Annotated in this window: 16 protein-coding genes; 9 read left to right on the top strand and 7 right to left on the bottom strand. The window is 68.2% G+C overall.

The genetic code is table 11. The annotated features are described in order from the left end of the window. Nucleotides 1-59 precede the first annotated feature (59 nt). Entirely contained in the window at nucleotides 60-1,496 is a 1,437-nt protein-coding gene (gene pgfA / locus QSJ19_RS12230; protein WP_286320716.1) for a cell envelope lipid trafficking protein PgfA, read from the top strand. Nucleotides 1,497-2,382: 886 nt separating this feature from the next. Here the strand turns inward: pgfA and QSJ19_RS12220 are convergent. Continuing rightward, nucleotides 2,383-3,339 carry an alpha/beta hydrolase gene (locus QSJ19_RS12220; protein WP_286320714.1) on the bottom strand — a complete coding sequence of 319 codons (957 nt, stop codon included), beginning with the start codon at nucleotides 3,337-3,339 and terminating at the stop codon, nucleotides 2,383-2,385. A gap of 369 nt (nucleotides 3,340-3,708) precedes the next feature. On the opposite strand from QSJ19_RS12220, the gene QSJ19_RS12215 reads away from it, so the two are divergent. The 6 genes from QSJ19_RS12215 to QSJ19_RS12190 all read left to right on the top strand — a co-directional run bounded on the left by QSJ19_RS12215 (nucleotide 3,709) and on the right by QSJ19_RS12190 (nucleotide 12,775). Then, the gene (locus tag QSJ19_RS12215; protein WP_286320713.1) at nucleotides 3,709-5,196 is read left to right on the top strand and encodes an amidase; all 1,488 of its coding nucleotides are present in this window, start codon (nucleotides 3,709-3,711) and stop codon (nucleotides 5,194-5,196) included. A 52-nt stretch (nucleotides 5,197-5,248) separates the two neighbouring features. After that, nucleotides 5,249-6,910, top strand: coding sequence for an FAD-binding dehydrogenase (locus tag QSJ19_RS12210; RefSeq protein ID WP_286320711.1), 1,662 nt, complete (start codon nucleotides 5,249-5,251; stop codon nucleotides 6,908-6,910). A 105-nt stretch (nucleotides 6,911-7,015) separates the two neighbouring features. Next, nucleotides 7,016-8,077: a Dyp-type peroxidase gene (locus QSJ19_RS12205; protein ID WP_286320709.1), complete on the top strand. Its 1,062-nt coding sequence runs from the start codon at nucleotides 7,016-7,018 to the stop codon at nucleotides 8,075-8,077. Nucleotides 8,078-8,149: 72 nt separating this feature from the next. Continuing rightward, nucleotides 8,150-8,962 (top strand): family 1 encapsulin nanocompartment shell protein, encoded by an 813-nt coding sequence (locus QSJ19_RS12200; protein WP_286320707.1) that lies wholly within the window; start codon nucleotides 8,150-8,152, stop codon nucleotides 8,960-8,962. Between the two features lie 106 nt (nucleotides 8,963-9,068). Continuing rightward, complete coding sequence (locus tag QSJ19_RS12195) at nucleotides 9,069-10,802, top strand: ABC transporter ATP-binding protein (protein ID WP_286320705.1); 1,734 nt, start codon at nucleotides 9,069-9,071, stop codon at nucleotides 10,800-10,802. Further along, nucleotides 10,799-12,775 (top strand): ABC transporter ATP-binding protein, encoded by a 1,977-nt coding sequence (locus QSJ19_RS12190; protein ID WP_286320704.1) that lies wholly within the window; start codon nucleotides 10,799-10,801, stop codon nucleotides 12,773-12,775. Before QSJ19_RS12195 ends, QSJ19_RS12190 begins: the two co-directional genes overlap by 4 nt. Before the next feature lie 106 nt (nucleotides 12,776-12,881). Here QSJ19_RS12190 and QSJ19_RS12185 read toward each other — a convergent pair whose 3' ends face one another. The 4 genes from QSJ19_RS12185 to rnhA form a co-directional block, all read right to left on the bottom strand. Continuing rightward, entirely contained in the window at nucleotides 12,882-13,559 is a 678-nt protein-coding gene (locus tag QSJ19_RS12185; RefSeq protein ID WP_286320702.1) for a hypothetical protein, read from the bottom strand. A 69-nt stretch (nucleotides 13,560-13,628) separates the two neighbouring features. Beyond that, the gene (locus tag QSJ19_RS12180) at nucleotides 13,629-14,423 is read right to left on the bottom strand and encodes an SDR family oxidoreductase (RefSeq protein WP_286320701.1); all 795 of its coding nucleotides are present in this window, start codon (nucleotides 14,421-14,423) and stop codon (nucleotides 13,629-13,631) included. Between the two features lie 77 nt (nucleotides 14,424-14,500). Beyond that, entirely contained in the window at nucleotides 14,501-15,430 is a 930-nt protein-coding gene (locus tag QSJ19_RS12175; protein WP_286320700.1) for a D-isomer specific 2-hydroxyacid dehydrogenase family protein, read from the bottom strand. Further along, entirely contained in the window at nucleotides 15,427-15,855 is a 429-nt protein-coding gene (gene rnhA / locus QSJ19_RS12170; protein ID WP_286320822.1) for a ribonuclease HI, read from the bottom strand. Before rnhA ends, QSJ19_RS12175 begins: the two co-directional genes overlap by 4 nt. A 190-nt stretch (nucleotides 15,856-16,045) precedes the next feature. Here rnhA and QSJ19_RS12165 point away from each other — a divergent pair, with 190 nt between their 5' ends. Next, entirely contained in the window at nucleotides 16,046-16,816 is a 771-nt protein-coding gene (locus QSJ19_RS12165; RefSeq protein WP_286320699.1) for a methyltransferase domain-containing protein, read from the top strand. Here QSJ19_RS12165 and QSJ19_RS12160 read toward each other — a convergent pair. Continuing rightward, entirely contained in the window at nucleotides 16,744-17,526 is a 783-nt protein-coding gene (locus QSJ19_RS12160; protein WP_286320697.1) for a Pr6Pr family membrane protein, read from the bottom strand. The two genes, QSJ19_RS12165 and QSJ19_RS12160, sit on opposite strands and share 73 nt — an antisense overlap. Nucleotides 17,527-17,640: 114 nt before the next feature. Further along, nucleotides 17,641-18,894 carry a citrate synthase gene (locus QSJ19_RS12155; RefSeq protein WP_286320695.1) on the bottom strand — a complete coding sequence of 418 codons (1,254 nt, stop codon included), beginning with the start codon at nucleotides 18,892-18,894 and terminating at the stop codon, nucleotides 17,641-17,643. Between the two features lie 99 nt (nucleotides 18,895-18,993). Between QSJ19_RS12155 and QSJ19_RS12150 the strand changes: the two genes are divergently transcribed. Beyond that, nucleotides 18,994-20,133 (top strand): citrate/2-methylcitrate synthase, encoded by a 1,140-nt coding sequence (locus QSJ19_RS12150; RefSeq protein ID WP_286320694.1) that lies wholly within the window; start codon nucleotides 18,994-18,996, stop codon nucleotides 20,131-20,133. Nucleotides 20,134-20,211 lie beyond the last annotated feature (78 nt).

The raw sequence follows: 20,211 nt of genomic DNA, 5'->3' as shown, positions 1-20,211 counted from the left end.
GGCTCTGACGAAGGGCGCAGCTAGGGTTGGGGCGTTGAGCCGGATAACAGGAGTGGAGAATGAGACGACTTTGGCTGGCGCTGCCGGCGTTCCTCGGCGCCGCGTGCATTGCCGCCGCCATAGCCATACCGCTGTTCCTCGTGCCGCAACTCCGGGTGGTGCCACTGGACCTCGACATCACGTCGGTGGCCAACACCGTGCCCGAGGACGGCTCGACCGGGGAACGGTTCCCGGCCGAGATCTTCGACCGCTGTTCGGTGAGTCAGCGCAAGGCACGGGTCGTCGACGCGAACCTGACGCAGCAGCGTCGGTCGGTGATCGTCGAGCCGTCGGATCGTCGGCAGGCGACCGTGCAGTCGGCGCAGACGGTGCAGATCGACCGCTATCGCGACGCGCAGGGCAACGAGACCGATCCGTCGATGGCCGCGGCCGACGCCGAGCGCAAGTGCGACGACGGGCTACTCACCGCGAACATCGACCGGGTGTCGGTGAACCGCAAGACGTCGGTGCCCAACGGGACGGTGAGCTCGCTGCAGCTCGAAGCCGCGCCCGAGGGCGTGGACGCCAAGGACGTGTCGGTGGATCTCCCCGACCGCAAGGGCTTCCAGTACAAGTTCGGCTTCGACGTGAAGAAGCGGTCGTACCTCTACTACGACACGAACACCCGTCAGGACATCCCGGTGAACTTCGTCGCCGAGAAGACCATCAACGGTGTGAAGACCTACGAGTTCGTCGGCGAGGTCCCCGAGACCGATGTGTCGGGTCTGCCGAACGCGCAGGGCGAGGCCGCCCTCGGCACCATGCTGACGATGCCCGCGAGCTGGTGGGGCATCTCCGGTCGTGGCGTGCAGCCCAACGACAAGATCACGATGCACAGGTATGCGACGGCCACTCGGCACGTCTTCGTCGAGCCGGAGACCGGCACCATCGTCGACGGGCTGGAGAACCAGCACCAGTACTTCCGTTCACCGGACCAGAGTTCGGACACGCCCGCACCGGTCCGCGACTTCCGGATGGACGTGCTCAAGGCGCGTTTCAAGTGGTCGGATCAGACGGTCAGCAACCAGACTGCCAAGGCCGACCACTACGTCGGACTCCTGAAGCTCGGCGGGTTCTGGTTGCCGCTGATCCTCGGTATCGTCGGTGTCCTGCTGCTGGCGGTGTGGGCATTCCTGTTCTGGCGCACTCGCCGTCAGGGCGCCGACGACACCCCGCCGCCCGACGACGACACGACGTCATGGCTCGGCGACCGCGCCGGTGATCCGACCCCGCCGACCACGGCGACCGCCTCGGGTGCCGGTGCGGCGGGCACCGGTGGAGCCGCAGCGGCCGGGCCGTCGGCGTCGGTGGATCCCTGGGACCGGCCGACCGAGCAGATCCCTGTCGTGAAGGACCCCGGTCAGACCCCCGCCGATGACAGCGCCACGCGGTCGTTCACACCCCCGCCCGCCGAGGACGGCGAGACGCAGACGTTCCGTCGGCCTCCGGCGGAGTAGCGGCGCGGCCTATCCGCACCGGTTCCTACCATCTGCGCACTGTGCAGGCTGCGCAGATGGTAGGACTCCGGTAGTCAGGCCGCCGCCAACTCGAGGCGTTCGATCCACTCCTGCCCCATCGCGACGACACGGCCCGCTTCGAGGTCGGCCCAGGTCCATCTGATGACGGCAACGCCGAGGCGCCTCAGGTCGTCCTAGCGTTGTTTCTCCCCGCTTCATGACGTCGAATGGTGTCTCGCCGTCGCGGAGGAACTTCCGATACTTGACGTCGCCGTCGAACTCCCCGACCAGTTTTCCTCCCCAGTCGTAGTCGGTCCGCGCGACGAACTTTCCCCGTCCGTCAAAGAACTTGTGCTGCAGACGCGGAATGGGTAGCCCGGCCTCGATCATCTGGGCGCGCGCCCCCATGACTCACCCGGGTTCTCCGAGTTCTGATCGGCGTGGTCGAGTGCCCGTCGCGCCTGCGCAACACCCCGCCGACGACGCTTGAGCACGGTCATCATGACGGTGAAGTACCGCGATCGCCAGCAGTCGGTGCTACTCCTCCGGCGAGCGTTCATCGGGAACGACGTACGTTCCACGAACGACTTTCTCCAGCAACGACTGTTTGCACGCCCGGTGCAGCTCGTTGTCGGAGTATGCGGCCGCGATGGCGTCCGCTCTGTGGATGAGGCCGTATCGGTCCGGCGGGGGAAACGCTGTCATGTGGTTTGGACGCACGAACCCGGCGATCGGTTGCACGGCGATCCCGACTGCCCACCGGCCTACCACCCGCACGCTGTGCAACGTCGGCGGATGGTAGGAACCCGTGCGGCTACCGACACGACAACGGCGGCCGATGACCCGAAGGTCACCGGCCGCCGCCGTGAGTTACTCGTTCAGCCGATCAGAAGAACGCCGGCCGGAACGTGGTGGCCCACGACTGCTTGAAGTCGTTCTGCCAGTAGTCCCACCAGTGCACGCCGTCCGGGGTCACCTTGGTGGTGAGCTTGACGCCGGGGACGACCGCGACGCGCGGGATGTACAGCTGGGTGCTCACCGAGGCGGCGGTCTCCAGGGGAACCATCTGCGAGAACTTGACCGGGTCGAAGTTGCCGCTGGCCGGGTTGACCGAGCTGTCGTACTTGCTGCCCAGTCCGGTGCCCGACGACAGGTAGACGTGCTTACCCGCCAGGTTGTTGGCGCTCAGGAACGGGTCATTGGCGAACCACTCACCGGCCGGGAAGAAGCCCCACATGTTGGTGGCGTTGCCACCGGTTTGCGCGACCGCGACCTGGATGCCCTGGGTGAAACCGGGGGCGGTGACGGTCGGGTAGCCGCTGTAGGAGGCTACGGCGTCGTAGAAGCCGGGATGGCGAGACGCGAGGTTCAGTGCCGAGGTGCCCGACATCGACAGACCGGCGATGCCGTTGCGACGGTTGTCGCTGTTGTGGCGGGCTTTCATGTACGCGGGGAGCTCGCGGGTCAGGAAGGTCTCCCACTTGTTGACGCCCAGCTTCGGGTCGGCGCGCTCCCAGTCGGTGTAGAAGCTGCCGGCGCCGCCGAACGGCATCGCGACGTTGGTGCCCTTGCCGACCATGAAGTCGTCGACGTCGGTGTTGATCAGCCAGCCGCTGTTGTTGTTCGGCGCACGCAGACCGTCCAGGACATACAAGGTGGGCTTCGGCCCGCCGCCGCCACCGTCGACGATGCGCACCGGGATGCTGCGATGCATCGCCGCCGAGTAGACGTACTCGGTGGCTCCGGCTGCCTGGGCGGTGGGCGCAGCAACCAGGGTCGCACCCGAGACGGCCATGAGGGCCACGAGTCCGGCGACCAGGCGCTTACGGGCGCGAGTCAGCATTCACTTTGTCCTTATCGGTATTGACCTCGAGATGGGCCAGGTCATTCTCACTGGGGTCATTCTCACGGGATTCTATGGCTCGCAGGCCCCCGAGATACCCGTCGTCAGGCAGTGTAACGGCTCTATAACACTCCGGCAAAGCCCGAGGACGAGGCCCCTGACCGGCGCGAATGCGACATCCACCCCTCCCTATACGGCCCCACCTGCATAAACACCCCGGTGCGCGCATGGTCCCGGCCGTGCTGTTCCTGGGACGATCGTCCAGCTCAACCTGGCTGTTATCGGTTTGCTGGACCAACGGTGACAAACCGTCCGACGACGGGGATCGCGGGCCTTCCGACACCGTGTGCCGCGTCGTAGTGTGGCCGGGTGAAGCTGAGCGAGTACCTGAGCCACGACGCCACCGACCTCGCCCGCCTCGTCGCCGACGGTGAGGTGACTCCCTCCGAGCTCCTCGCCCTGGCCCGGCAACGTGCCGATCAGGTGAATCCACGCCTGAACGCGATCGTCCGACGGATGGACGACGCCGCCGACGGCCGCATCGCCGACGACGACCTCACCGGGCCGTTCGCCGGCGTCCCTTTCCTCATCAAGGACCTCGCCCAGGAGTACCGCGGCTACCCGACGTCGTCGGGCTCACGATCGCTGTCGCGGTATGTGGCGCCCGAACACTCCAACGTCGTGCGCAGGTTCCTCGACGCCGGTCTGGTGATCTTCGGCAAGACCAACACCCCCGAGTTCGGCGCGAAGGGTGTCACCGAACCCGATCTGTGGGGTCCGGCGCGCAATCCCTGGCACACCGACCACACGCCGGGCGGGTCGTCGGGCGGATCGGGTGCCGCGGTGGCCGCCGGGATCGTGCCCGCCGCGGGCGCCAACGACGGCGGCGGGTCGATCCGCATCCCGGCCGCGTGCAACGGCCTCGTCGGACTCAAGCCGACGCGAGGTCTGGCCCCGTACGGTCCCGCGACCGGCGAGTCGATGTTCGGGATGGCCGTGCAGGGTGTCGTGTCGAGGACCGTCCGCGACGCCGCCGGCCTCTACGACGCCATCGTCGGCCCCACCGACGGTTCGGTGTACCCGATCGCCACCCCCGACGTCCCGTTCACCACCCGCATCGCCACCCCGCCGGCCGGCCTTCGGATCGGGTACTCGACGGCGTCCTCGATCAACCCGACTCCCGACCCCGAGGCGGTCGCCGCCGTCGAGCACGCGGCGTCGGTACTCACCGGCCTCGGCCACCGCGTCGAGGAGGTCCCCCAGCCCTACGACGACGCCGCGCTGGCCCGCGACTTCCTGACCATCTGGTTCGCGGTGCTGGCAACCGAGGTCGACGAGGCGCGCGCGCTGACCGGCGCCTCCGACCGGGACTTCGAGGCCGACACCCTCGCCATCGCCGAGCTCGGACGGTCGGCCGGGGTCGTCGCGGCGCTGACGGCCCTCGGCAAGGTCAACGACTACGTCCTGTCCCTCGAACGGTTCCACCAGCGGTTCGACCTGCTCCTGACGCCGACACTGGCCACGCCACCGCTGCCGGTCGGCGCCACCGCCACCCCGCCGATGCTGCAGAACGCGTCGAGGGTGATCGCCAAGGTGCACGGCGGAAACCTGCTCGCCCGCACCGGCATCCTCGACGACCTGATCGAGCAGAGCCTCGGCTGGGTGCCCTACACCCAGCTCGCGAACCTCACCGGGCGGCCCGCGATCAGCGTGCCCCTGCACTGGACGTCGAGCGGTCTGCCACTCGGGGTGCAGTTCGTGGGACGGCTCGGCACCGACGGCGATCTCCTCGCCCTTGCCGCCCAGCTCGAACAGGCCGCACCATGGGTGCACCGGTACGCCGACATCGCGCTCTGAGCGGCCCCACCGGGCGCTAAGGTACGACAACACACCGGACGAGGAGGGGCGCGTGAGCGAGCAGCAGGCCGATGCGGTGGTCGTCGGATCGGGATTGGCGGGGTTGGTCGCGACCTACGAGCTCATCCGCGCGGGGCGCAAGGTCATCGTCGTCGATCAGGAGAACCGCGCGAATCTCGGTGGGCAGGCCTTCTGGTCCCTGGGCGGGCTGTTCCTCGTCGGCACCCCGGAGCAGCGTCGGCTCGGGATCCACGACTCCGCCGAACTCGCCCTCCAGGATTGGATGGGCTCGGCCGGATTCGACCGCGACGACGAGGACTTCTGGCCCCGGCAGTGGGCGCGCGCCTACGTCGACTTCGCCTCCACGATCAAACGTCAGTACCTGCACGACCTCGGTCTGCGCATCACCCCCGTCGTCGGATGGGCCGAGCGCGGCGGCGGATTCGCCGACGGTCACGGCAATTCCGTCCCCCGATTCCACCTGACCTGGGGCACCGGGCCCGAGGTCGTCCGGGTGTTCGCCGAGCCGGTACTGGAGGCCGAGAAGAACGGGCTCGTCGAGTTCCGCTTCCGCCATCGCGTCGACGACCTCGTCGTCGACGACGGCGCCGCGGTGGGCGTGCGCGGTGCGGTCCTCGCCCCGACCGACCTCGACCGTGGTGTGGCGTCGTCGCGCGACGTCGTCGGGGACTTCGAGATCCGCGCCGGCGCCGTCATCGTCGCCTCGGGCGGCATCGGCCACAACCACGACATGATCCGCCGGAACTGGCCGACCGAACGACTGGGTCCGGCGCCGAAGACGATGATCTCCGGTGTGCCCGCGTATGTCGACGGCCGGATGCTGGGGATCACCGAGGACGCCGGGGCCAGCCTCGTGAACCGCGACCGCATGTGGCATTACACCGAGGGCATCCACAACTGGGATCCGATCTGGCCCGACCACGCGATCCGTATCATCCCCGGACCCTCGTCCCTCTGGCTCGACGCCGACGGAAACCGTCTGGCGCCGCCCAACTTCCCGGGGTTCGACACCAACTCCACCATGAAGGCGATCCTGTCGACCGGGTACGACTACTCGTGGTTCATCTTGACGCGGAGCATCATCGAGAAGGAGTTCGCGCTCTCCGGTTCCGAGCAGAATCCCGACATCACCAGCAAGGACCTCAAGTTCGCGGCCAAGAGCAGGCTGGCCAAGGGCGCCCCCGGACCGGTCGACGCCTTCACCAAGCACGGGGTGGACTTCGTGGTGCGCGACAACCTCTCCGAGCTGGTCGCCGGGATGAACGAGATCTCGCGGGGACCGAAACTCGATCTCCAGCACATCGAGCGGGTGATCTCGGCCCGCGACGCGGAGATCGACAACCGGTTCTCCAAAGACGCCCAACTGATGGCGATCACCAATGCCCGCCAGTACCGCGGCGACAAGATCGTCCGGGTGGCCAAGCCGCATCGCCTGCTCGATCCCGAGCATGGTCCGCTCATCGCCGTCCGGCTGAACATTCTGACCCGAAAGACGTTGGGCGGCTTGGAGACCAACCTCGAGTCGCAGGTGTTGCGGCCCGACGGCACCGCCTTCGACGGACTGTTCGCAGCCGGCGAGGTGGCCGGGTTCGGTGGTGGCGGCGTGCACGGGTACAACTCGCTCGAGGGCACGTTCCTCGGCGGCTGCATCTTCTCCGGGCGCGCGGCGGGCCGTGCGATCGCCCGCGGCTGATCCGCCTCCGACACCGGCACCGGGCCGAAAAGGTTTGCCTCACCTGCCCATTCGACCGGACACGGCACTCCGGCGACGATCCACCCGTCGCGTACAGTGAACGCCGTGCCGGTCCCGCAGACGATCCTCACGCGCAAGACAAAACAGGCCCTGTTCCTCGTCCTGACCATCGACGACGGCGGGGAGTCCGCGGTCCGCGACCTCCTGTCGGATCTGCCGTCGCTGGCCCGTGCCGTGTCGTCGCGCGCACCCGAGGCCGCGCTCGCCGCGATCGTGTCGATCGGCTCGGATGCCTGGGACCGCCTCTTCACCGGCGCACGCCCCCGCGGGCTGCGGCCGTTCGTCCCCTACGAGGGCGAGGTACACACGGCGCCGGCCACCCCGGGCGACCTGCTGCTGCACATCAAGGCCGACCAGATGGATCTGTGCTTCGAGGTCGGCCGGCTCGCGATGGACGCCCTCGGCGATGCGGTCACCGTCGTCGACGAGGTGCACGGCTTCCGCTATTTCGACCTTCGTGACCTCATCGGATTCGTCGACGGCACCGAGAACCCGGTCGGTCAGGCCGCGATCGACGCGATCACCGTCGGCGACGACGACCCCGCCTTCGCCGGCGGCAGCTACGTCGCGATCCAGCGCTACATCACCGACCTCGGCGCGTGGGGTTCACTCACTGTCGAGGAGCAGGAGGCCGCGATCGGGCGGACCAAGACCGACAACGTCGAGATGTCCGACGACGTCAAGCCGTCGAACTCGCACATCGCGCTCAACGTCGTCGAAGGCGCCGACGGCGAGGAGATCGACGTCGTCCGCGACAACATGCCCTACGGGGACGTCTCCGGCACCGGCGAGCGCGGCACCTTCTACATCGCCTACTCCGCGGGACCCGACGTCACCGAGGAGATGCTGCGGAAGATGTTCATCGGCGACCCGCCCGGCAATTACGACCGCCTGCTCGACTTCACCACCGCGGTCACCGGCTCCCAGTTCTTCACCCCGACCCTCGACTTCCTCGAAGACCTGCCCGATCCGCCCCCCGCTGATCGAGTGGCGACGAGCGAGCGAAGCGAGCCCGACGCGTATCGAGACCACGCCGCAGACCGAGATCCCGCCACACCCCCAGACCGCCCCACCGACGGCTCCCTCGGCATCGGCTCCCTGCACTGACGACTCGACAACAACGCGCCACCCAACCACCCCACCCGTCCACACGACCGACCCGACCTCCAGGAGGCCACCATGAGCAATCTGCATCGCGAACTCGCACCGATATCGGAGGCCGCCTGGGCCGAGATCGACGAGGAGGCGACGCGCTCGTTCAAGCGCAACAGCGCGGCCCGGCGTCTGGTCGACGTCAAGGGTCCGCTGGGCAACGACGCCGCCGCCGTCACCCTCGGCCACCGCTCGAAGATCGACTCTCCGGCCGACGGCATCATCGCCTTCACCCGTAAGGCGCAGCCGCTGATCGAACTGAAGGTACCGTTCACACTCACCCGTGAGGCCATCGACGACGTCGAGCGCGGCTCGCAGGACTCCGACTGGGATCCGGTCCGCGACGCCGCGGCCGAACTGGCGCGCGCCGAGGATCAGGCGATCTTCGAGGGCTACCTGGCCGGCGGCATCACAGGTCTTCGGTCCGAGGCGTCGGCGACGCCGATCGAACTGCCGGCCGACGTCCGCGACTATCCGGAAGCGTTGACGCAGGCCACCACCGCACTTCGGCTCGCGTCGGTCGAGGGTCCGTACTCGCTGGCGCTGTCGGCCGACGTGTACACGTTGGTCAACGAGACCTCCAACCACGGCGTGCCGATCCGCGATCACTTGCAGCGGCTGCTCGTCGCCGGTGGCGACATCGTGTGGGCTCCTGCGATCTCCGGGGCCTTCCTGCTCAGCACCCGCGGCGGCGACTTCGAGATGAGCATCGGCCAGGACGTGTCGATCGGCTACGACCACCACGACGCCGACTCGGTGACGCTGTACTTCCAGGAGACCTTCACCTACCTCACCTACACGCCCGAGGCCGTCGTCCCGTTCACGTTCAGCGGGGTGTGATCCCCGTCGGCGTGCCGTCGAAACGCCCAGGATGGTGTCGAGGAGCATCGAGATCACGTCGCAGGCCCGGCCCGCGGGTTGCTAGCGTCGTACAAGTGATCTCGCCATGCTGACCCGTCTCATCCGCATGTACCTGGCGCGCTACAGCTCGTACATGACGGCCGTCGTGGCGCTGCAACTCGTCGCCACCGGCGCGATGCTGTATCTGCCGACGCTCAACGCCGACATCATCGACAAGGGTGTCGCGCGCGGCGACACCGGCTACATCCTCAGCACCGGCGGCTGGATGCTGGTGGTGACGGTCGTCCAGGTCGTCGTGACGATCATCGCGCAGTACTTCGGCGGGCGCGCCGTCCTCGGCGCGGGCCGCGACATCCGCCACGACCTGGTCCACCGCGTCAACAACTTCTCCGCGCGCGAGATCGGCACCTTCGGCGCGCCGTCGCTCATCACCCGCACGACCAACGACGTGCAGCAGGTCCAGCTGATGATCGTGATGAGCACGACCATCCTGGTGATGGCACCGATCATGTGCATCGGCGGCGTCGCGATGGGCATCCACGTCGCACCGAGCCTGTCCTGGTTGCTCGCGGTCGCGGTACCGGTGCTCGCGATCACCGTCGCCGTCCTGATCAGCCGGATGGTGCCCGCCTTCCGCGCCATGCAGGAACGCATCGACATGGTCAACCGCATCCTGCGCGAACAGATCACCGGCATCCGCGTCGTCCGTGCATTCGTGCGCGAACGATACGAGATCGACCGTTTCTCGGGCGCCAACGACTCGCTCTCGGACGCCACCTACCGGGTCGGCAAGATCATGGCGCTGGCGCTGCCGCTCGTCATGCTGATCACCAACCTGACGATCGTCTCGATCATCTGGTTCGGTGGGCACGCGGTCGCCAACGGCACCGTCGAGATCGGTGCGCTGACCGCGATGATCAGCTATGTCATGCAGATCATGATGTCGGTGATGATGGCGTCGTTCCTGGCCATGATGGCCCCGCGCGCCGCCGTCTGCGCCGAACGGATCTGCGAGGTCCTCGACACCGAGACATCGGTCTGCCCGCCGACGACACCCGCCGATTTCGCCGACGACCCATCCCGCATCGAGTTCCGTGGGGCCGAGTTCCGCTACCCCGGCGCCGACGATCCGGTGTTGCGCGACATCACCTTCCGCGTGGAACCGGGGACGACGACGGCCATCGTCGGGTCCACCGGTTCCGGCAAGACGACGGTCACCAGCCTGGTACCGCGACTCATCGACGCCACCGACGGCGCCGTGTTCGTCGGTGGCACCGACGTGCGACAGCTCGACCCGGACACCCTGCGCGGGGTCATCGGGCTGGTCCCGCAACGGCCGTACCTGTTCTCCGGCACCGTCGCGTCGAACATCCGGCACGGCAAACCCGACGCCACCGACGACGAGATCTGGGAGGCGCTGCGCATCGCGCAGGCCGAGGACTTCGTCACGCGCATGCCGCGAGGCCTCGAGACCCCGATCGCGCAGGGCGGCACCACGGTCTCGGGAGGTCAGCGGCAGCGACTCGCGATCGCCCGGGCCATCGTCCGACGCCCGTCGATCTACGTCTTCGACGATTCGTTCTCCGCGCTCGACCTCGCCACCGACGCCCGACTCCGCGCCGCACTACGTCCGGTCACCCGCGACGCCGCGGTCATCGTGGTGGCCCAACGGATCTCCACCATCGTCGACGCCGACCAGATCGTCGTCCTCGACCGCGGCCGGATCGTCGGGCTCGGCCGGCACGACGACCTGCTGTCGACGTGCACGACCTACGCGGAGATCGTCGAGTCCCAGCTGGCGATCGCGGAGGCGTCATGACGCGCCCGGGCGGGCCGCCGATGCGGCCGGACGGACCCGTCGAGAAGCCACGGTCGTTCGGGCCGTCGGTGAAACGGCTCGTCCGACTGCTCCTCGGACACCGCTGGTCGATGCTCACGATCCTCGCCTCGACGGTGGTCGGCGTCGCCCTGACCGCCGTCGGGCCGCTCATCCTCGGTCACGCGACCAACCTCGTCTTCGACGGCGTCATCGGCGGCATGCTGCCGGGCGGTCAGTCCAAGTCCGAGGCCGTCGCCCGGTTGCGGGCGGACGGGCAGAACACCTTCGCCGACATGGTCAACTCGATGGACGTGACACCCGGAACCGGTGTCGACTTCGGCGACGTCGCGCGCGTCCTGTTGTTCGCCGCGCTGCTGTACGCGATCGCGTCGGCACTGTCGTGGGTGGCGGCGTACCTGCTCAACAACGTCGTCGTCGGCACCATCCAGGGCCTGCGCGCCGAGGTCGAGCGCAAGGTCCACCGACTTCCGCTGCGCTACTACGACGCCTCGGCACGCGGCGATCTGCTCAGCCGCGTCACCAACGACCTCGACAACCTCACACAGAGCCTGCAGCAGACGATCTCCCAACTGCTCAACTCGGTGCTGATGGTCATCGCGCTGCTGATCGCGATGATCTGGGTGTCGCCGCTGCTGGCCCTGATCGCCATCGCGACCGTCCCGCTGGCCATCATCGCGACGACGATCATCGCGAAACGGTCGAAGCCGCACTTCATCGCGCAGTGGTCGTCGACGGGCGCCCTCAACGCGCAGATCGAAGAGGCGTTCACCGGACACGAACTGGTGAAGGCGTTCGGTCGGCAGGCCGAGGTCGAGGCCACCTTCGACGAGCGCAACGAGAAGCTCTATCAGTCGAGCTGGCGTGCCCAGTTCATCTCCGGGATCATCATGCCGACCGTCATGTTCCTCGGGAACCTGAACTATGTTGCGGTCGCCGTCGTCGGCGGTCTCCGCGTGGCCTCGGGGTCGCTGAGTCTCGGTGAGGTGCAGGCGTTCATCCAGTACTCGCGACAGTTCACCCAGCCGCTGACCCAGATCGGGTCCATGTTCAACCTGATGCAGAGCGGTGTGGCGTCGGCGGAACGCATCTTCGACGTCCTCGACGCCGAGGAGGAGTCGAGCGATCCGGCCGATCCGGTGTCACCCGCCGACGACCACGGTCGCATCGTCTTCGACGACGTGTCCTTCCGCTATCTGCCCGACAAGCCACTCATCGACGATCTGTCGCTGGTGGCGCAGCCCGGTCACATGGTCGCCATCGTCGGACCCACGGGCGCCGGCAAGACGACGCTGGTCAACCTCATCATGCGGTTCTATGACGTCGACTCGGGTGCGATCCTCGTCGACGGCGTCGACTCGCGGCAGATGACCCGCGACGATCTGCGCGAGCGGACCGGCATGGTGCTGCAGGACTCGTGGCTGTTCGGCGGGACCATCTACGACAACATCGCCTACGGCGACCCGACCGCCTCACGCGAGGAGGTCATGCAGGCCGCCGAACTCAGCCACGTCGACCATTTCGTGCGGACGCTGCCCGACGGCTACGACACCGTCCTCGACGAGGAAGGCGGCGGGGTGAGCGCCGGTGAGCGACAGCTGATCACGATCGCGCGTGCGTTCCTCGCCAAGCCGACCATCCTCATCCTCGACGAGGCGACCAGTTCCGTCGACACCCGTACGGAGTTGCTGATCCAGCAGGCGATGGCCAACCTGCGCACCGACCGCACCAGTTTCGTCATCGCACACCGACTCTCGACGGTCCGCGACGCCGACGTCATCGTCGTGATGGAGGACGGGCACATCGTCGAGCAGGGTACGCACGACGAACTGCTCGCCACCCGGGGCGCGTACTGCCGCCTCTACAACAGTCAGTTCGCCGGGCCGGTCGATGCCGAAACCGTCGATCCCGAACACCCCGATGCCGATCGGATCGACGAGCCGGTCGGCCCGTAGTCGGCGGTCGGAGGTCGGCGGCCAGGTCGTCGCCAGAGCAGTGCCAGAGGAGGGCCGCGACAACTGTTGTCGCGAGCGCACTCTCACGTGGTGGCCGTAGACGGCCTCAGTCGCGGCGGGGCTCGAGCGCGGCGGCGATCCGCGTCTCGAGTTGCTCGCTCGCCGCAGGTGGCACGGCGATCAATCCGTCGAGTTCGGCGCGGGCCTTGCGATAGGCGGCCTGTCGCTCGGCGGGAGTCGCGGCATTGTCGGCCGCGATGGCGACCAGCCGTCGGGCCCGTTCGAGCCGCTCGCGTTCGACGGGTGAGAAATCCGACTGCCGCCGACGACGCGCCTCGCGCTCGGCCGCGTCGAACGACGTCGCGTACTCGCCGACCGCGTCGCGGTACTCCGCGAAGGCGGCCGGGTCGAGGAGTTCGTCGGCGTCGATGGGGCGCAGGTCGTCGGCGCGCAGCTTGGCCCGATGGAAGGCGAGGGTCAGCGGCTCGCGCAGGTCGGTCATCATCGGATAGTCGATGAGAGTGGCCAGGTCGACCTCGTAGCCGAACCATCGCGCGTTGACGCCGTCGTGGCGGGCGAACGCCTTCTGGATCGCGGTTCTGCTCGTCTGCGTGATCCTCGTCTGCTCGGTCTGGGCCGACGCCTTGATCCGCGCGAGCTCGATCTTGTCACGCCGGCGCTTCTCGTTGTAGGCGCCGACACGCGTGGCCCACCCACCGGCGACGCCGCCGATCGGAAAGATCAGCCACCAGTAGTCCTTGGCGAAGTCGAGCACCTCGTTCACGAGTTCGATCGTACCGACGACGACCCGCCCGGTTTCGTAGTACGAACACGCGCGGTGAGCCGGTTCGTACTACAGATCCGGGATCGGCAGATCGAGGTTCGGCGTGATGATGCCGCCATCGACCTCGAGGATCTTGCCGGTGACATACGCTCCCGCGGGCGAGGCCAGGTAGAGCGCGGCGGCGGCGATGTCGTCGGGGTCGCCGAGCCGGTGCAGCGGGGTCGCCGACTCGACCGCCGACCGCATGTCGTCGTCGGACGCGACGATGTCGAGTGCGGACGTCAGGATCGCCCCGGGCGCGATGCCGTTGACGCGGATGCGCGGATTCAGATCCATCGCCGCGATCCGCGTGTAGTGGGCGAGTGCGGCCTTCGCGGTGCCGTAGGCGGCGTAGGCGCGGCCCGGCAGTCGTCCGACCGCCGACGTCACGTTGATGATCGAACCCGTCCGCGCGTCGTCGGCGAGCATGTGCGGTACGGCCGCCGTGACCAGCGCGTGCGCATTGGTCACGTTGAAGTCGAAGGCCTGTGCGAGGTGTCTGGGCGTGGTGTCGAGCAACGGCCGGGGCAACGCGCCACCGACGTTGTTGACGAGGATGTCGAGGCGGCCGAAGGTGTCGACGGCCCGCTGGGCGAGTGCCGCTGCGGCGTCGAGATCGCTGAGGTCGGCGACGACGACCTCGGCCCGCCGCCCGATCTCGGCGACCCGGGCCGCCACCTTGTCGAGTTCGGCCTCACTGCGTGCGGAGATCACCACGTCCGCACCGGCCTCGGCGAAGGCGACGGCGATCGCCGCCCCCAGCCCACGGCCGGCGCCCGTGATGATCGCAACCTTGTCGTCGATACGGAATCTGTCGAGGATCACGCCCCTGAGGATGCCACCGAATCAGCGAAACTGAAACACGTTCTAGGTTTCTGCCGGCCGATCGTGCGTCCGCGTGCCTAGTAGTCGCTGCCCGGGGTCACCCGCGCGAGCATCTCCTCGCCGGCGAGGTAGCGCCGGATGTTCTCGGCGAGCCACGGCGCCATCGTGCGCGTCAGCCCCGACGACGGGTTCGCGACGTGGGGCGTGATGATCACGTTCGGCAGCGACCAGAGCGGGTCGTCGTCGGCGGGCGGCTCGGGGTCGGTGACGTCGAGGGCGGCTCCGGCGATCTGCCCCTCCCGCAGCGCGGTGACCAGCGCATTCTGGTCGACGAGCGGTCCGCGTGCGACGTTGACGACCCAGGCGTGCGACGGCAGGGCGGCGAGCGATTCCGCGTTGATCAGGTGCCGCGTCTCGGCCGTGGCGGGCGCGGCGAGCACGACATGGTCGGTCTGACCCCATACCTCGCCGGTGCGGTCGGACGGCAGGGTCACCGCGGCGCCGTCGACCGGTCGGCCCGACCGGTTCACCGCGATGACGCGGGCACCCGACGCGGACAGTCGCGGGATCAGGGAGGCCGCGATCCCTCCGGCACCGATGATCGCGACCGTCGACCCGTGCAGCGAGCGGACGGCGGTGTCGATCGATTGTTTGTCCCAGTGACGTACGACGGCGGTGTTGATCTGCCGCAGGCCGGCCAGCAGGAGCGCGAGGGCGTGCTCGGCGACGTTGTCGGCGTAGAAGCCGGACGCATTGGTCCACAGCCGACGGTCGTCGAGAGTGCCGGCGTCGACGTACTCCTCGATGCCCGCGGTCTTCAGTGCGACCCACTCGATGTGATCGGGCAGATCGGGGAACGCGTCGACGGTCCCGATCCACACCAGGACCCGCGCGTCGTCGAGGCCGACGACCCGGCCACCCGCCTGCTCGACGGCGGCGACGAGATGCTCGTCGCGGTCGGGCTCCACGGCAACCGCGAGCTGCTGCCCGGTGTCGGCCCCGCTCATCGGGCGTCCGCGATCTGTCGGGCGGCCGACGTGGCGAGTTCGTCGGCGATCTCGTTGTAGTGATCGCCGGCGTGGCCCTTCACCCACTTCCAGGTGACCTCGTGACGCTTCTCCTCGTCGACGAGGCGCCGCCACAGGTCGGCGTTCTTCACCGGTTTCTTGTCGGAGGTCTTCCAGCCGTTGCGCTGCCACCCGGCGACCCATGTGGTGATGCCGTTGCGGACATAGCTGGAGTCGGTGTAGAGCACGACGGTCGACGGCCGGGTCAGCGCGGCCAGCGCCTCGATGGCGCCGGTGAGTTCCATCTTGTTGTTCGTGGTCGCGGGATCGGCGCCGGAGATGCGCTTCTCCTTGCCCCGATAGCGCAGGATCGCGCCCCACCCACCGGGACCGGGATTGCCCAGGCATGCACCGTCGGTGGAGATCTCGACGACGTCGGTCGGGTCCGACGACGGTCGGTCACCGGAGGTGTCGAGGGTGGCGAGGTGAGGGTCGTCGAACACTGCGTCGGTCACGCAAGGAAGGGTACCCCCACCCTGATCGGACACCCGGTGCTCGGCCACCGGCAACCTCTCACCCCTGCCGAGTGGGTGTCCGAAACACTAGGGTGGGTGCATGCAGACGTGGGATCCGGATCGCTACCTCCAGTTCGCCGACGACCGCGCACGGCCTTACCTCGATCTCATCGCCCAGATCCCGACGGCGCCGTCGACGATCATCGATCTCGGTTGCGGTCCAGGCCATCTCACCCGTCACCTGCGTGCGATGTGGCCGGAGGCGCAGGTTCTCGGCATCGACTCGTCGCCGACGATGATCGATCAGGCGATCCGGGAGAACACCGACGCCCACGCCAACTACGACATCGCCGACGCCTCCGAGTGGACACCGGATCAGCCGGTCGACCTGATCATCTCGAACGCGATGTTCCAGTGGGTGCCCGATCAGTTCGAGGCGATCGATCGCCTGCTCGCCTATCTGACCGAGGGCGGCGTGTTCGCGTTGCAGGTCCCCGACAACAGCGACTCCCCCACTCACCGCAGTCTCGCCGAGCTCGCCGACGACCCGCGCTTCGCCGACCGCCTCGGCGGTGTCCGACGACTGCCCGCGTTCGATGCCGCGGATTACCTGGAGTTCTTCACCGACCGCGGTTTCTTCACCAACGCATGGTCGACGACGTACATGCACGTGCTGCACGGCACCGACCCGGTCTACGACTGGATCTCCGGAACCGCTGCGCGCCCGTACCTGCTGTCGCTCGACGACGGCGACCGTGAGACGTTCGTCGCCGAGCTCAAAGAGCGCCTGCGCGAGGCCTATCCACCGAAGTCGTGGGGAACGGTGTTGCCGTTCCGCCGCACGTTCGCGGTGGCCGCTCCCCCGTCCTGATCCGCCCCGTCCTGATCCGTCCCGCCCTGACGCGGTCGCAGCAGTGACGGGAGGACGCCGTCGACGACCTTGAAGGCGGCCGCGAGGATCAGACCGAGGACGACGACGAGAATCGCGTTGACGATCGCACGGACGTACCCGATGTCGGTGACGTCGAGAAACGGGTACGGGTACCAGTCGGTGAAGGCGCCCTGAGTGAAGGTGTAGATCAGCCAGATCACCGGCAGGATGAACGCGCCCGGGATCGTCGACCACCGGAACGCCGGTCGGGGACCGAAGATCAGCCACCCCAGGACGGCCGCCCAGGGCGCGATGTAGTGGAAGCCGATCGTGGCGACGAGGGCGCCGCCGGTGAGGTGTACGTCGGGAGCGAGCACGATGTCGAAGACGAGGCCGGTGATGGTGATCGCCAGCAGTGCGTTCAGCCAGGCCACCGACCACCACGTGCCGTGGCGGAGCGGATCGAGCACGAGCAACACGCTGACCAGGAGGACCACGATGTTGCTGTCGATGGTGAAGTAGCTGAACAGTCGCCACAGTCGGACCGGCATTCTCACCGCCTCACCGCTGTCGCCGGAGTTCGCGTCCGCGCCGCCGGAGAGGATCAGCCACAGCTGGAGGATCAGCGAGCCGACGATGACGGCGGCGAGGATCGCATGCCACCACCGACTCGCCGCGATGCGGCCGGACTGCTCCGGGTCAGAGGTCATCCACTCATTGTTCGTGACGACCGTCCGAGCACAACGTGACACGCGCCATTCCCCATCTCCCCCTCCCCCCTGCCCGCAGACGTAGCGGGAATCGTCGCTGACAGACGATTCCCGCTATGTCTGCGGCTGGGTCCGGGCGCGGACGCCGGTGTAAACGCCTTCCGGACGGAACCGCAGTCGACGCTCGCCGTACTCCTCGAGCGCGTGGGCGGTCCAGCCGACCATGCGGGCGAGCCCGAAGATCGTCTCAGCCGCGTCCGGGGCCATCCGGTGACGCAGTGCGAGCGCCGCGAGCGCGAAGTCGGAGTTGACGAAGGTGCCGTCGGGGAGTTGCCGACGGATCTCGTCGACGGCGGGCATGACGCGCCGGTCGCCACCGGTGGAAGTGCGCAGCACCTCGATGAGGATCTCGGCTCGTGGGTCGCGGTGGCGGTAGACGATGTGCCCGGTCCCCGGGACGGGTCTGCCGAGGTAGAGCTGCTCGGTCAGGGCGGCGGTGGGGGCGTCGAGGGCGTCGGACAAGAAGCGATGGGCCAGCGTGGTCGCACCGCCGTGGACCGGGCCGTCGAACGCGCCGAGCCCGGCCCCCAGGACCGCATAGATGCTGCCGCGTGCGCTGGCCGCGACCCTCGCCGCGACAGTCCCCGCGGCGAGGTCGTGATCGGCGAGCAGGATCAGCGCGGTGTCGAGGAGGTCGACCTTGCGCCGCGTCGGTCGTTCGTCGGTGAGACACGGCCACAGGCGGGCCGCGATCGATGCCCTCCCACCCGGACCCCCGACCCGGTCGCCGTCGGGACCGAGGACGTCGACGCACGCGCCGACGATGCGTGCCGCGGTCTCCGCCACCGCCGACGACTCTCGACGATGACGGCCGGGATCGCGCGCGCCCAGGACGTCGACCGTCAGACGGATGAGGTCCAGACCGCGCGCGTCCGGACCACCGGCAGCCCGGACCAGACCGCGCAGATCATCCCGGTAGACAAGTGGCGATTGCCAGTCGACATCGTTGTCCCACAACAGGTTCGCGACGTCCTCGAACCGCATGGAACGCACCAGCTCGCCGACGTCACGTCCGCGATAGAACAGCCGGTCGTCGTGCAGCAGGGTGAGGCGGGTCTGGATGCGTTCGACGACGCCCGCGGGTGCGCGACTGCGCCGGCCGGACACGAGATCGTCGATCTCCTCGACGGCGAAGACGCTGCCGTCGACCCCGTCGATCCGCGCACTGGTGATGCGCCCCCGGCTGACGTAGGCGTACACGGTGGCCACCTTCACGCCGAGTAACCGGGCCACCTGCTCGGTCGTGAGGTAGTCCCGGCCGTCGTGGTGGATCGGCGTCGGAAATCGCCTCGTGTGCGTGCGCTTCACATGTTGATGAAATCAACATTGACGATGATGATCAACACCGCTCATCGTGGGGGTTGTCGTCGCGGAACATTCTGCGGCCGTGGATGAGTGGAGGGCGAGATGGAACAGTTGATCGCACCCGAGGGCCTGGCGAACGTCGTCGTCGCCGACACCGAGATCGGCGACGTGCGCGGCGACGAGGGCTTCTATCACTACCGGGAGCACTCGGCGGTCGACCTCGCGCGCACCCGATCCTTCGAGGAGGTCTGGTACCTCTTCGTGCACGGCGAGCTACCCGGTCCCGCCGAGCTCGACCAGTTCCGCAGTACCACGACAGCACTGAGCGACATCCCCGACGAACTCACCGGATTGCTCCGCACCGCCGCACTGCTCGGCGACGACCAGGACACTCTCGCCGGACTGCGGACGGTGTTGTCGGCGGCGGGCCCGGCGGCCCACGCGCGGCCGCTCTGGGACGCCGATCCCGACACGATCCGGCACGACACGATGCGGGTGGCCGCACTGACGCCGACGGTGCTCGCCGCACTCCATCGCATCCGCACGGGCGAGGAGCCCGTCGCCCCGGATCCCGACCTGTCGGTGGCGGCGAACTGGCTGTATCAGCTGACCGGACGACGACCCGGGTCCGAGCACGTGCGCGCCGTCGAGCAGTACCTCATCGCAACAGCCGACCACGGTTTCAACGCGTCGACGTTCACCGCCAGGGTCATCGCATCCACGGGCGCGGACGTCTATGCCGCGGTCTGCGGTGCGCTCGGCGCGTTCTCCGGACCTCTGCACGGCGGTGCTCCCGACCGCGCCCTCGACTCCCTCGACGAGATCGCCCGCCACGGGGACGCCACCGCGTGGGCACGCGAGCAGGTGGCGGCTCGTCGACGGATCATGGGCTTCGGCCATGCCGTCTACCGGACCGTCGACCCGCGCTCGGAGTTGTTGCGCGCCATCGCCGTCGACCTCGGCGGACCCACGGTCGAGCAGGCCGTCGACGTGGAAAGGCGTGTCGTCGACGTCCTGCGCGAGGCACACCCCGATCAGCCCCGCTACGCCAACGTCGAGTTCTACGCCGGAGTCGTGATGGACGCCTGCGGCATACCGCGATCGATGTTCACGCCGACGTTCGCGGTGAGTCGGGTCGTCGGCTGGTGCGCCAACATCGCCGAGCAGGCACGCTCACGCAAGATCATCCGGCCGCGGGCGCGCTACATCGGACCGTCACCCACACCGACCGCCGAGACCTGACCCGCCGATAACGCCTGCGTCTCGGTTCGGACCACGACCTGTGGAGATCCCCCGAGTTCTGCAACACTGGCACCATCA

The organism is Gordonia sp. ABSL11-1 (genome assembly GCF_030315685.1).
Taxonomy (GTDB): domain Bacteria; phylum Actinomycetota; class Actinomycetes; order Mycobacteriales; family Mycobacteriaceae; genus Gordonia.
This window is presented reverse-complemented; position numbering and strand designations above follow the sequence as displayed.